Annotated in this window: 12 protein-coding genes; 11 read left to right on the top strand and 1 reads right to left on the bottom strand. The window is 39.9% G+C overall.

The genetic code is table 11. The features are described 5' to 3' along the window. Window positions 1–76: 76 nt before the first annotated feature. Entirely contained in the window at window positions 77–952 is an 876-nt protein-coding gene (locus BLR54_RS06115; protein WP_090418204.1) for a helix-turn-helix transcriptional regulator, read from the bottom strand. Between the two features lie 743 nt (window positions 953–1,695). On the opposite strand from BLR54_RS06115, the gene BLR54_RS06110 reads away from it, so the two are divergent. From BLR54_RS06110 to BLR54_RS06060, 11 genes are all read left to right on the top strand, one after another. Next, on the top strand, window positions 1,696–2,337 hold the full coding sequence (locus tag BLR54_RS06110; RefSeq protein WP_090418201.1) for a bifunctional 4-hydroxy-2-oxoglutarate aldolase/2-dehydro-3-deoxy-phosphogluconate aldolase: 642 nt from the start codon (window positions 1,696–1,698) through the stop codon (window positions 2,335–2,337). 179 nt (window positions 2,338–2,516) lie between these two features. After that, the gene (uxuA, locus tag BLR54_RS06105) at window positions 2,517–3,581 is read left to right on the top strand and encodes a mannonate dehydratase (protein WP_090418198.1); all 1,065 of its coding nucleotides are present in this window, start codon (window positions 2,517–2,519) and stop codon (window positions 3,579–3,581) included. 68 nt (window positions 3,582–3,649) lie between these two features. Then, window positions 3,650–5,146 carry a mannitol dehydrogenase family protein gene (locus tag BLR54_RS06100; RefSeq protein WP_090418195.1) on the top strand — a complete coding sequence of 499 codons (1,497 nt, stop codon included), beginning with the start codon at window positions 3,650–3,652 and terminating at the stop codon, window positions 5,144–5,146. Window position 5,147: 1 nt separating this feature from the next. Continuing rightward, window positions 5,148–6,548 carry a glucuronate isomerase gene (uxaC, locus tag BLR54_RS06095; protein ID WP_090418192.1) on the top strand — a complete coding sequence of 467 codons (1,401 nt, stop codon included), beginning with the start codon at window positions 5,148–5,150 and terminating at the stop codon, window positions 6,546–6,548. Between the two features lie 218 nt (window positions 6,549–6,766). Next, window positions 6,767–7,864 carry a sugar kinase gene (locus BLR54_RS06090; protein WP_090418189.1) on the top strand — a complete coding sequence of 366 codons (1,098 nt, stop codon included), beginning with the start codon at window positions 6,767–6,769 and terminating at the stop codon, window positions 7,862–7,864. A 165-nt stretch (window positions 7,865–8,029) separates the two neighbouring features. After that, window positions 8,030–9,085: a TRAP transporter substrate-binding protein gene (locus tag BLR54_RS06085; protein ID WP_090418186.1), complete on the top strand. Its 1,056-nt coding sequence runs from the start codon at window positions 8,030–8,032 to the stop codon at window positions 9,083–9,085. A gap of 13 nt (window positions 9,086–9,098) precedes the next feature. Then, a complete protein-coding gene (locus BLR54_RS06080; protein ID WP_090418183.1) occupies window positions 9,099–9,620 on the top strand; it encodes a TRAP transporter small permease in 522 nt (173 codons plus the stop codon). Continuing rightward, the gene (locus BLR54_RS06075; protein WP_090418180.1) at window positions 9,620–10,915 is read left to right on the top strand and encodes a TRAP transporter large permease; all 1,296 of its coding nucleotides are present in this window, start codon (window positions 9,620–9,622) and stop codon (window positions 10,913–10,915) included. The genes BLR54_RS06080 and BLR54_RS06075 overlap by 1 nt, the downstream gene beginning before the upstream one ends. 249 nt (window positions 10,916–11,164) lie before the next feature. Further along, entirely contained in the window at window positions 11,165–12,523 is a 1,359-nt protein-coding gene (locus BLR54_RS06070; protein WP_176761868.1) for a sensor histidine kinase, read from the top strand. Then, entirely contained in the window at window positions 12,523–13,305 is a 783-nt protein-coding gene (locus tag BLR54_RS06065; protein ID WP_090418170.1) for a response regulator transcription factor, read from the top strand. The genes BLR54_RS06070 and BLR54_RS06065 overlap by 1 nt, the downstream gene beginning before the upstream one ends. Continuing rightward, window positions 13,305–14,318, top strand: coding sequence for a TRAP transporter substrate-binding protein (locus tag BLR54_RS06060; protein ID WP_090418167.1), 1,014 nt, complete (start codon window positions 13,305–13,307; stop codon window positions 14,316–14,318). Before BLR54_RS06065 ends, BLR54_RS06060 begins: the two co-directional genes overlap by 1 nt. Window positions 14,319–14,378: the final 60 nt, after the last annotated feature.

The following is a 14,378-nucleotide window of genomic DNA, read 5'->3' as shown; positions in this document are numbered from 1 at the left end:
TGGAGGATCTACAGTAGAGTCTGCAAACGATGTATGGGGTAAAATTGATAAAAAACAGCATGATTATCAATAAAGGTTACTTCCTAATTATCTCATCTCTATACTTCTTAGGGCTCTTGCCGTATTCCTTTACGAAGGCACGGTAAAAAACTGAGTAGTCAGAGAACCCGTAGGTTTCTGATACAAGGGAAATATCTTGACCGCTTAGAATGGCGTCTCGACACATGTCGAGGCGCTTTTTTGTTATATATTTATGAATAGGCAGACCGTTAGTATCTGTAAATACATGTGAAATATGGAATTTGCTAACATGAAATTTCTCAGCTAATAAATCCAGAGACAACTCCTCATCAATATGTGTCTCTATGTATTGAATGATACTTTGATATAGGGTGTCAGAATCTGCTTCCGCCACATTTGGATTCTGAGCCTCATAAACCATTCTGTTTATAGCAAGAATAAAATCACTGACACAAAGCATAATCTTTGCATCTCTACCAAATCTCTTGGAGTGAATTTCGTCAATCAAAGAAAACACCTTTCCTTGGATGGTGTTGAATTCAATCTCGTTAAATTTATTAATTGAAAAATTGCCAGTGGTTTTTGTCTTATTGGTGAGATAAAGGTAATCTTCTGATAATCCGCCAAGGGTGTTAAGGAATTCTTCTGTGACCCAGAAAACAAAACGTCTGTAAGGAACATCTCCATCAATCAGTCTGGCATAGTGAGGTAGATTTGGCGGGATGATAATAAGAGTGCCAGGGGTTGGCACAAACTGCTTGCCATCTATATACATGATGATATTGCCCTCTATAAAAAAGTAAAACTCGAAATAATCATGGGTGTGGGCAGTAACTGTAGGTAGCACTCTGTCGCTATAGTAATAGATCTCAAAATCTTGAGATAACATGTATTGTCTTGTGGAAAATTCGGTTTTTAAATTCTTTTTCATGTTCTTTATCCTTTTATTCTTAAGAAAACAATAGGGGTATATGATTGTCAATCTGAGGCTCAGTTTCAGATTAGCATTTGTAATGAGTATTAAGATCTTATTAATTATGTAAATCCTAGTTATTATTCTTGTTTTCTGATATAAGAAGTTCTTGTTTATCGCGGCAAGTCTCAGAAGCCTTATAACTTCATTGGGCCATTGATAAAAAATGGACAAAAATTGGAAGATTTTATCGCGGCATACATCCCAAATCCAGTAACTGCGTTGGGGCATTGATAAAAAAGTACAAAAAACAGCAGATTTTTATCAATGGCAAGTCTATAAAATCCCATAATCTCGTTCACCCGCGATAATTGAAGAGCTTCAACCTGTTGGCAAACTTTATTCATTCTCAATATATTTTGAAATTTAACACATAACCGCAAGATTTGCAATATGAGTGACAACTGTGACAATGGGAAACCACCAATGAACAAAGTATTATGAGAATGTAAAAAATAACTCAACACATAGAGTAAAAAAATGACAGGTTTACAACCAACTTCTAGATTAAAGTAACCAAAAAAAATGAAATTCTGCTGGCAAAACAAGGAATTGCTAGCAAGAATCTGGCCTTGCCAGACAACTTTTCCATTTCATGTAAAAGTTGGTCCAGTACAATTCTTGTTTTTCTGATGAAAAACAAGAATCTATAAATTACTGCTTCCTCCAAAATAGGAAGCTTGAGAGAAGGAGAAGATACAATGTACGAAGATTTGAAAGAGAAATTTGAAAAAATTGGAATTATTCCGGTTGTGGTTTTAGAGGATGCAAAGGATGCTCATGCTTTGGGACAGGCTCTTATGGATGGTGGTCTTCCTGCAGCAGAGGTTACTTTTAGAACAGATGCCGCTGAAGAGGTTATCAGAATCCTTTCAGAGGATTTTCCAGATATGCTTGTTGGGGCAGGCACAGTGCTTACCTGTGAGCAGGCAGACAAGGCAATGGCAGCCGGAGCAAAGTTTATTGTTGCACCAGGCTTTAACCCACATGTGGTTAAGTACTGCTTGGAAAAGGGATACCCTGTGACTCCAGGTGTTCAGACACCAGGTGAGATGGAACAGGCTATGGAGCTTGGACTTGATTTTGTGAAGTTCTTCCCAGCTGAGCCAGCAGGTGGACTTCCAATGATTAAGGCTGTGGCAGCACCATACACAAAGCTTAAGTTTATGCCAACAGGTGGTATCAACAAAGACAACGTGAAGGATTACCTTAAGTACAACAAGATTGTTGCTTGTGGCGGAACTTGGATGGTGAAGGGAGACCTTATAGCGTCAGGCGACTTTACTGCCATCGAGCAACTTACAGAAGAAGCAGCCACTATTGTAAAACAGGTTAGGGGCTAGTCGTATAACAAGTTAAGTACTAGTCGTAAAACAAGTTAGGGGCTAATCAAGATAAGTAGAAATAGCTAGTAGGCAACAAGCTCTGTTCTTTCTTAAGTGAAGCTTTCTAAGCTGAACGTAGAAAGTAACAGGCTTGTAGCCGTAACTAGCGAGAGAGTAACTAGGAGGATTAGAGCATAATGGAAATGACACTGAGATGGTATGGAAAAGATTTCGATACCGTTACACTAGAGCAGATTAGACAGATACCTGGGGTGACCGGGGTAATTACAACACTTTATGATACAAAGCCAGGTGAGGTTTGGAGTCGAGAGCGTATCAAGGCTATGAAGGATGAGGTTGAGGCAGCAGGCCTTAAGGTGGCAGGTATTGAAAGTGTAAATGTACATGAAGATATCAAGCTTGGAAAGCCAAGCTGTGACCAGCTAATTGATAATTACATCGAGACTTTAAAGAATCTTGGTGAGGAAGATATTCATCTTGTATGCTACAACTTTATGCCAGTATTTGACTGGACAAGAACAGAGCTTGCTAGAAAGCGTCCTGATGGTTCAACAGTTCTTGCTTATACACAGGAGGCCGTTGATGCACTTGTACCAGAGGATATGTTCAACTCAATTGCAGGCGATACAAACGGAACTGTAATGCCAGGCTGGGAGCCAGACAGACTTGCTCATGTAAAGGAACTTTTTGAAGAGTATAAGGATATTACAGACGAAGATCTTTTTGAAAATCTTAAATATTTCCTTGAAAGAATCATGCCAGTTTGTGACAAGTATGACATTAACATGGCTATTCATCCAGATGATCCTGCTTGGCCAGTATTTGGACTTCCAAGAATCATCATCAATCAGGAAAACATCCAGAGAATGATGAAGATGGTAGACAACCCTCACAATGGCGTCACCTTCTGTTCAGGTTCATATGGTACAAACTTAGATAACGATTTGCCAGCAATGATTAGAAGCCTTAAGGGAAGACTTCACTTTGCACATGTTAGAAATCTTAAGTTCAATTCACCAACAGATTTTGAAGAAGCTGCACATCTTTCAAGTGATGGAAGCTTTGATATGTACGAGATTGTTAAAGCACTTTATGACATTGGATTCACTGGACCAATCAGACCAGATCACGGTCGTATGATTTGGGGAGAAAAGGCAATGCCAGGATATGGTCTTTACGATAGAGCTCTTGGGGCAACCTACATAAATGGACTTTGGGAAGCGATCGAGAAAAGCAAATAGCCTTCTCCTATAGTAGAAGGTGGCGGCGGAGCTGACTGATGAGGTGTCAAAATAAAGGAGAAAAGAGAATGAAGTTATCTAACGAAGGAATTAAAGACAGAAACCTATGGGAGGAAAAGGGTTACAAGCTCCCAGAATACGATAGAGAAAAGATGGTAGCTGCCACAAAGGAAAAACCTGTATGGGTTCACTTTGGTGCAGGTAATATTTTCAGAGCCTTTCAGGCAAACGTAGTAGAGAATCTTTTGAATCAGGGAATTATGGATAGAGGCCTTATTGTTGCAGAGGGGTATGACTATGAAATCATTGAGAAGTACAACAGACCATGTGATGACCTTAGTATTCTTGCAACGCTAAAGGCTGATGGAACAGTTGAGAAAAAGGTTGTTGGTTCAATTGCTGAATCTTGCATTTTAGATGAGGACAATGAAAAGGAAATGGTCAGACTTCGGGAAATCTTCCGCAACCCATCTCTTCAGATGGTAAGCTTTACAATTACCGAAAAGGGTTACAAGACACGTGCCTATATGGACAAGGTCGTTGGCCTTATTTTTGAGAGATTTAATGCTGGTGCATATCCTATTTCAATTGTAAGCATGGACAACTGCTCACACAATGGAGACAAGCTTAAGGAAGCTGTTGTTGATATTGCAAAGGATTGGTTCCACGCTGGAAAGTGTGAGAATGATTTCGTAAATTACGTAACTAACCCATCAGTGGTTGCTTTCCCACTTTCTATGATTGACAAGATTACACCAAGACCAGATGATACAGTAAAAGAGATGCTTATTGCTGATGGTGTGGAAGGTGCAGAGCCTATCGTTACCAGCAAAAATACCTACGTTGCCAACTTCGTAAATGCGGAGGAGACAGAGTACTTGGTCATCGAAGATTTATTCCCAAATGGACGCCCAGAATTGGAAAAGGGTGGAATCATTTTCACAGATAGAGAGACAGTTGATAAAACAGAGAAGATGAAGGTGTGCACCTGCCTTAATCCTCTTCACACAGCCCTTGCAATCTTTGGTTGCCTGCTTGGCTACAACACAATCCATGATGAGATGGAGGATGAAGACTTAAAGAAGCTTGTAACAAGACTTGGTAAGGAAGAGGGTATGAAGGTTGTAGTTGACCCTAAGGTGCTTTCGCCAGACGCCTTCCTTGATGCGGTTCTCACAAAGCGTCTTCCAAATCCATTTATGCCAGATACACCACAGCGAATTGCCTGCGACACATCACAGAAGCTTCCAATCCGTTTTGGTGAGACAATCAAGGCATACAGAAGCAACTCATCTCTTAGCACAGAGAATTTGAAAATCGTTCCTCTTGTACTTGCCGGATATTTAAGATATCTTGAAGGAATAGATGACAATGGTAAACAGTTTGAGCAGAGTCCAGATCCATTACTTGATGAGTTAAAGCAGCTTCCAGCTAAGGATGTGCTCAAGCGTCAGGATGTATTCGGCGTTGATCTTTATTCCGATGGACTTGCAAAGAAGGTTCTTGCAATTCATGCAGAGATGAAGGGCGTAGGAAACATCAGAAAGGAATTAGAGGCAGTTTAGTATGACAAAATTTATGGATGAAGATTTCCTATTAACAAACGACACTGCAAAGAAGCTTTTTGCAGCTGTTAAAGATGAGCCAATTTATGACTTTCACAATCATTTGAATCCTAGAGAAATTTATGAGGATAAATGCTTTGATAATATGGCTGAGGTTTGGCTTGGGGGCGATCACTACAAGTGGCGCGCCATGAGAGCTAACGGAATCTCAGAATCACTTATCACAGGAGATGGAGCTCCTTTTGATAAATTTATGGCATGGGCAGATACGGTACAGAATCTTATCGGTAATCCCCTATATCACTGGACACACCTTGAGCTTCAGCGTTACTTTGGCATAACCACACCACTAAATCCTGATACCGCAAAAGAAATTTGGGACGCCTGTAACGAAAAGCTTCACACAAAAGAGTATTCAGTGAGAAACCTCCTTAGAATGCAAAAGGTATCTGTCCTTTGCACAACAGACGACCCAATTGACACCTTGGAATGGCATCAGAAAATCCGTGAGGATGGCTTTGAAATCAAGGTGCTTCCTTCCTTCAGACCAGAGAAGGCAATTGGTATTGATAAAGATGGTTTCGTGAATTATATCAACGACTTAAGCATGGTGGTAGAGTTTAGAATCGATGACACAGAGTCTCTGCTAAAGGCGTTAGAGCTTCGTCTTGAATATTTTATTGAGCAAGGCTGTCGCGTTTCTGATCACAGCTTGGAAAGTCTTTTCTTTGTTCCAACTACAAAGTCTGAGGTTGACCAGATTTTAAAAACAAGAATGTCTGGCGTAAAGCTTACAGAGGAACAGGAAGGAAAGTTCCGCGGCTATATGCTTACTCAGCTTGGTCGTATTTATGCAAAGCATGATATTGTTATGCAGCTTCACATCGGAGCAATCAGAAATAATTCTGAACGCTTCTTCAGAATCCTTGGAGTGGATACAGGCTTCGATGCTACACACGACTTCAACTACGCTCCACAGCTTTCAGCATTGTTGTCAGCAATGGATTTGTTTGATGAATTACCAAAGACAATTCTTTATTGCTTGAATCCAAAGGATACAGAGATGCTTAATGTTATGGCAGGAAGCTTCTGCAGTAACGAGTCAGGCATCAAGGGCAAGGTACAGCTTGGAGCAGCATGGTGGTTCTGTGACCACAAGAATGGAATGGAAAGACAAATCGAAACTATGTCTGATACTGGGCTTATCTCTACATCAGTGGGAATGCTCACCGACTCACGTAGTTTCTTATCTTTCCCACGCCACGAGCTTTATCGTCGCATCCTTTGCAACAAAATCGGCTCATGGGTGGAGGCCGGCGAATACCCTGACGACGATTCGTATTTACGTACCCTCGTTCGTAACATATGCGGCCGTAACGCCGTAGCGTACTTCGGTTTTTGAAGTAGTTAGATTTTATCTAATTTTAGTACAATATAATTATTAGATGAGCTTGGAATAGGAGCTAGGTAAGTATCTCCTAAGAGACCTTAAAGCACGGTCCCTACTTAGATGGTCCGAAGGAGCATCTTATGTAGGGCAACCAGTGCGACAGGAGCGCAAGCGTGTCTCGTGGAGATATTTAGCTAGTGACTATTCCTTGCGGATTAAGGAGTATTAGAATGGACTTAAAACTTAGAGACAAAAAAGATTGTAGATACGATGCAGTCAGCTTAGGCGAAGTTATGTTACGCTTCGACCCAGGTGAGGGACGCATCCGCACAGCTAGAGAGTTTAAGGTATGGGAAGGCGGCGGAGAATACAATGTAATCCGTGGACTTCGCAGATGCTTTGGCATGGACACAGCGGTTATCACATCTTTTGCAGATAACGAGGTTGGTCACTTGGTGGAGGATTTCATTCTTCAGGGTGGCGTAGACACAAAGCTTATTAACTGGAAGAAGACAGATGGTATTGGTCGTGAATGTAGAAACGGTCTCAACTTTGTTGAGAGAGGATTTGGTATCCGTGGTGCCCTTTCATGTTCTGATAGAGCAAATACAGCCATTTCTCAGGCGACAGCAAAGGATTTCGATTTTGACTATATCTTTGGTGAGCTTGGTGTTAGATGGTTCCACACAGGTGGAATTTATGCAGCACTTTCTGAGCAGTCTGCAGAGACAGTTGTTGAAGCAATCAAGACAGCAAAGAAGTATGGCACAGTTGTTTCTTATGACTTAAACTACAGAGCTTCTATGTGGTCTGCTATTGGTGGACAGGCAAAGGCTCAGGAGGTTAACAAGGAAATCGCCAAGTACGTTGATGTAATGATTGGAAACGAGGAAGATTTCACAGCCTGTCTTGGTTTTGAGATTGAAGGAAATGACGCAAATCTTAAGGAACTTAATCTTGATGGCTACAAGAAGATGATTGATGAGGCAGCAAAGGTTTATCCAAACTTCAAGGTGGTTGCCACAACTCTTCGTACAGTTAAGACAGCAACAGTTAATGACTGGTCAGCTCTTTGCTGGGCAGATGGTCAGATTCACAAGGCAAAGGATTACAAGGGCCTTGAAATTCTTGATCGTGTTGGCGGTGGTGATTCCTTCGCATCGGGTCTTGTTTATGGTCTTATGACCACAGGAGATGCTGCAAAGGCAGTTGAGTATGGAACTGCTCATGGTGCTCTTGCAATGACCACACCAGGTGATACAACTATGGCAACCTGTTCTGAGGTTGAAGCAATCATGGGTGGCGCTGGAGCTCGAGTAAAGAGATAGAATAGTACAATTTTAACCAGTTATATTAAGATAGTACTAAAGCTAATACACATAAAGAAAATAGTGCTACTAATGCTAAAAATGTCCGATTTTGGACCATAAAGTTATACCCTATAATGACATTATCTAAATGGTAATGTCATTTTTTTATGGGAGGAAAAACAAATGAGAAGAAAATTACTGGCTACATTAGTGGCAGCAACAATGGTGTTCAGTATGACAGCTTGTGGTGTTACTGCACCAGACACATCAAGCACAACAGGAACAGCATCAATTGATGATGCAAAGACACCTACATCAGGTGAGACAATTACACTTGTTATGGCTGAGGTAAATCCACTTGATACTGTTGTAGGTATGGTGGACTCAAAGTTTAAAGAGGAAGTAGAAACCAGATCTAATGGAACTATAAAGATTGACCTTCAGGCTGGTGGCGTTTTAGGTTCTGAAAATGATGTAGTAGACGGAATGCTTGGCGGCGGTGGCACAGTAGATATTTCAAGAATCTCTGCCTTCATTCTTACACCATATGGCGGCGAAAAGTCTAAGCTTCTTTCTTTGCCATATACTTTTGTAAGCCGTGAGCATTATTGGAAGTTTGCAACCTCAAAATTGGCAGATGATTTCTTAATGGAGCCATATGAGAACGGAAATGGTATTAGAGGTCTTTTCTATGGTGAGGAGGGCTTCCGTCATTTCTTCACTAAGGAAGAAATCACAGGTATCGATTCCTTCAAGGGTATGAAGCTTCGTGTTTCGAATGACCCTGTTATGAATGGACTTGCAGAAAGCCTTGGTGCAAATCCTACAGTTGTAAGTTTTGGTGAGCTTTATTCAGCACTTCAGACAGGTGTTGTTGATGGCGCAGAGCAGCCTATTACAAACTACAAATCAAATGCGTTCCCAGAGGTGGCACCTTATATGATTCTTGACGGTCATACAATCGGTGCAACAGAAATGATTATTTCAGATGACACTTGGAACAAGCTTACAGAAGAGCAGCAGAACATTCTTATTGAAGCTGGTAAGGCTGCACAGGAATACAATCAGACAATCGCTGATGAGCAGGAAGCAAAGACACTTGAGGAGCTTAAGAAGGATGGTGTAACAATTATCGATGTTGAAGATAAGACACCATGGCAGAAGGCAGTTCAGAGTGTTATTGACGACAATATCAAAGGTCAGGAAGAGCTTTACAAGCAGATTGTTGATATGAAGTAAGAAGGAAGGTTTTATGGAAGGCATTTTTAGACAGGTAGATAGAATTAAGCCATTATATGACGTCACCTATAAAGTAATGCTTTTTATTTGCAAGGTATTTCTTATTGCAGATATATTGATTACTTGTTATAGCGTGGTAGGTCGATATGTGCCATTCATTCCGGATCCATCCTGGAGTGAAGAAGTGGTGTTGACACTTATGTCATACATGGCAGTGTTATCTGCAGCACTTGCTATTAGACGAAGTGCACACATACGTATGACAGCATTTGATTCTTATCTTCCAAAATGGTTAATTAAGTTCTTGGACATTCTTAATGATATTTTTGTCCTTGGCTTTGGAATAGTGATGTTGGTGGTGGGATGGCATTATGCTACCAGTATCGGTAGCAAAGGCTGCTATGTAAGCATGCCATCTGTATCTAGGTTTTGGATGTATTTTCCAATTCCTGTTGCGGGCGTTGCTATGATAGTTTTTGAGTTAGAAGCATTATATGGTCACGTAAAAAGTATAGTCATAAAGGAGGAAAAATAATGGCAGTAAACACAACAGCGATTGCAGTCCTGCTCATAAGCTTTCTCGTAATGATTATGCTTAGATTCCAGATTGCATATGCAGTAGGAATATCATCAATTTTATGTTTGTTATACCAGGGTATACCCCTTTCAATAGTTTGCCAGCAGATGGTAAAGGGCATCAGTTCCTTCAGTTTGATGGCAGTACCATTCTTTATCACAATGGGATGTCTTATGGGGAGCGGAGGTATATCAGAAAAACTGATTGCCTTGGCTAATTCCTGTGTAGGATGGATGACAGGTGGTATGTCTATGGTAAACATAGTTGCCTCCTATTTCTTTGGTGGAATATCGGGCTCTGCAGCAGCAGATACAGCCTCACTTGGAAGTATCCTCATCCCGATGATGGTTGATCAGGGATATGATGATGATTTCTCCACAGCAGTAACTATAACATCATCATGTGAGGGACTTCTGGTTCCGCCAAGCCACAACATGGTTATATATGCCATGTGTGCAGGAGGGGTATCAGTAGGAAGTCTATTCCTGGCAGGCTATATTCCAGGTGCGCTTCTTGCAATATCTCTTATGATTGGAGCCTTTATTATTTCAAAAAGACGAAATTATCCAAAGGGAGAAAAATTCTCCCTTAAAGGCTTCCTAAAGCAGCTTAGCATTTCTTTCTGGGCTTTGGCTGCAATCATCATAGTGGTAGTTGGTGTTGTAGGTGGAGTTTTCACTGCAACAGAATCTGCAGCTTTTGCAGTTGTTTATAGTCTCCTTGTCAGTGTGTTTGTTTACAAGGGACTTGATTGGAAAGGTGTGTGGAAGACTTTTGAACAGTGCATAGATACTCTTGCAATTGTGCTTATTCTCATTGCAACTTCAAGCGTATTTGGCTACTGTCTTACAACTTTACATGTTCCGGATTTAGCCGCAAGTGCCATTATTGGCCTTACAAATAATCCTATTTTTATAGCGCTCCTAATTAACCTTATTCTACTGTTGCTTGGATGCATTATGGATATGGCACCAATCATTTTGATTGCTACACCAATCCTTCTCCCAATTGCTCAGTCAATCGGTATAAGCCCAGTACAATTTGGTATCATGCTCATATTAAACTGTGGTATAGGTTTATTGACCCCTCCGGTTGGCGGAGTTCTCTTCATCGGCTCAGCGGTAGGTAAGGTTAAGATGGAGAAAGTTGTGAAGGCAACCCTTCCGTTTTATCTATGTATGATTTCAGTTTTATTGTTGATTACATTTATTCCTGAAATCAGTATGTTCCTTCCTAATGCAGTAGCAAAATAACAAAATAGAGAACTAAAAAGGACAACAGAATAATAGAAATATGGTGAAGACAGCATTATACTAATTGTGGTAACTATATGCTGTCTTTACTATTATTGAATTATGAAGAGAATAAAATCTTATTGGATAAAAGCAACCATTAAAAATAAAATTTCCTTTTTTATAGGAACGGTATTTCTGACAATTCTGGTATCTATTATTTTTGATGTTTTTTTAATTAGACTGTTCGTGATTGATGTTAATGAAATCATGGAAAACAATTCTGAAGGTGGTCAGGTTGTGTCGGCACTTGATACGGAAAGAGAGTGCTTGAAAAAATATATAAGTAGCAAGAATTCTGAGAACAAAGCAAGTCTCAACAGTGCTATTGAACAGACTAAGAAAGCTATTGATGCTGTAGATTTGGATTATGAAGAATTAGGTGAAAATCAATACGCACAATTGTATGCTCTTAAAAGCTGCTACGAGGTATATTGTGAATATAGAACAGAGTTGTTGGAAGGTCATTTGAGCAAGAAGGAATACGTTGCAAAGACCTATGATGTTTACAATATGCAGGACTATCTTGTGGGCTATTCAGAGAAATATATTGAGCAAACCTTAAAGGATGGAAATGCTAAATATAAAGAATTGATACCAAAGGTTTTTGCGGTTCCACTTATGGCTATAACTATAAACATTTTGTTATTTATAGTCATAATCGAGTTATCAAGACGAATGGACAAGGATTTTACCGAACCTGTTTTAAAATTGGCAAATGCTTCTCGTAAAATCGCTGCAAATGATTTTTATATCGAGGATGTTCATGTTAATAACCAGGATGAGGTAGGAGAACTTGTTCATGCCTTCAACAAAATGAAATATGCCACTGGAGAATATATAGATGCCTTGGAAAAGAAAAGGGATGCTCTGGATAAGCTTCATGTAAAGGAGCTGGAGAACCTGGAGGTTGAAAAGCAGCTGGATGCCATGAATCTTCAGTTGTTAAAGAGCCAAATAAATCCTCATTTTCTTTTTAATACCTTAAATGTAATAGGTGGTATGGCAAATCTTGAGGGCGCGGATATCACTGAAGAGATGATAAAAGCTCTAAGTGCTTTATTCAGATATAATCTGAAAAATCAGGACAAGGAAGTTTTACTTTCCCAGGAGCTAAAGGTTGCTGAAAACTATATGTATCTTCAGAAGATGCGCTTTGGCATGAGAGTAAAATATATTGTCAATTGTGATGTGGATCCAGATAAGGTGGTTGTGCCTACCTTTATTCTCCAGCCATTATTGGAGAACTGTATTATACATGGAATCTCTCCAAAGCTGGAGGGCGGAAAAATTTATCTTACAGTTTCTCATAAAGAAGATAAGCTTGTTTTGGTGGTCACTGATACTGGTGAAGGAATGGATGCCGAGAGACTTAAAACACTTAGGGAGAGTTTTAAAGAGCAGAGTAAATCAATAGGAATAGGAACTGGGAACATTTATCGAAGAATAAAAGCTATGTATAAAGATGCGGACATGGAAGTGGATAGCAGTAAAGGTGGGGGAACATCTATTTCAATTACACTTCCCTTTATGGATAGCGAGACCTATTACTCTAAGGAGAATGATTAATGTATAAGGTGTTAATTGCAGATGACGAACCTATTGAACGTCAGGTTATATCAAAGAAACTCAGAAGCTATTTTCCAGGTCAGGTAGATTTATTCTGGGCTGAAAATGGAGTGGAAGCAGTGGAGATGTTTGAAAAACAGAACTGTCAAATCGCCCTGCTTGATATAGCCATGCCTGGGAAAAATGGGTTGGAGGCAGCGGAGGAAATCAGAAGCTTCGATTCCAATTGTAGTATTATTTTCTTAACTGCCTTTGATGAGTTTAATTACGCCAAGAAAGCCATATCGGTTAAGGCTCTGGATTATCTTTTAAAGCCAGGTACCGACGAGGAGCTGGTCAGTGCTTTTGAGGAAGCCTTTAGCATTGCAGACCAATGTCAGCAAGAACAAGACAAGAGCATGGATATTTGCGAGGATTCATTAGGGCTATATTCCGAGGAACAAGAGCTAAGCTACAATGCCAGGCTGATTCTAAAGGATGCCATGGAGTATATTAATGAACATTACAAGGAGGATATATCTCTTCAGGATGTGGCAGGAGTGATTGGATATTCTGATGTGTATTTTTGTAAGATATTTAAGCAGCATTTGGGGAAGAGCTTTATAGTCTTTCTCAATGAGCTTAGGATTGATAAGGCCAAGCAGTTACTCGAAAAGCCAGCAATAAATATAAAGGATGTATGCTTTGATGTTGGCTATCGTGACGCTAATTATTTTACCAGGGTATTTAAACGCCTTACTGGAATGACACCTAGCGAATATAGGAATGGGGTTCTTAGATAATGAAAAAAAGATGTATATTAACTGGAATCGCGGCTATAGCGGTGCTTGCTTGTACAGTAAAAATAATATTTTTTAGCCAGGCCAAGGTTGAGGAGAATGCACCTGAATATGTTTTTTATTATGCGGACAATCAGACCGAGGATTACCCTACAACTTTAGGTGATCAAAAGTTTGCTGATTTGGTTTATGAGCGAACTGATGGAAGAATAAAAATCCTTGTAAAATGTGATTCTCAACTAGGCAGCGAAGAGGAAGTTATTGAACAGCTGAAATATGGTGGAATAGCTTTTGCAAGAGTTTCTAACACACAGCTCGCTGAAAAGGTTCCTGAACTGAGCGTTCTTAATCTTCCATATCTTTACAACGACTCAAATCATATGTGGAGAGTGCTGGATGGAAAAATAGGAGATGAGTATTTAAGCAAGGTACAGAAATATGATTTGATTGGTTTGTCCTGGTATGATGCAGGTGCCAGAAGCTTTTACAGCACAGAGAAGGCTATTAAAACTGTAGAAGATTGTCAGGGGATGAATATAAGAGTTCAAAAGTCTGCAATGATGTCAGACATGGTTTCAGCTCTGGGAGCAAATCCTGTTGAGATAGATTACTCAAATGTATATTCAGCCCTAGAAAAGGGAACCGTGGATGGGGCAGAAAACAATTGGCCATCCTATGAAGCAAAAAGTCATTATAAGCTGGCCAAGTATTTCACAGTAGATGAACATATGAGAATACCTGAAATGCAAATATGTTCTAAGGTTGTTTGGAATAGGTTGGACCAGAATGATAGGGATATTATTAAGGCTTGTGCAATTGAGTCGGCCACTTATGAAAGGACTCTTTGGAATCAAAGAGAGAACGAGGCGAAGTTGACGGCAGTAAAAAATGGCACACAGGTTATCTCATTATCGCCAGAAGAAAAACAGAGATTTAGAGATGCAATGCTTGGAGTATATGAAAAATATTGTGGAAACTACATGGATGAAGTAACTCGAATAATTGAGTGTGAATGATTGAAGTTTGGAAACTGGTGAGCGAGTTTGATTAATTTTTAGACAAATAATCATTTTGAA

Origin of the sequence: Pseudobutyrivibrio sp. YE44, assembly GCF_900104335.1 — a bacterium.
In the GTDB taxonomy this organism is placed as follows: domain Bacteria; phylum Bacillota; class Clostridia; order Lachnospirales; family Lachnospiraceae; genus Pseudobutyrivibrio.
This window is presented reverse-complemented; position numbering and strand designations above follow the sequence as displayed.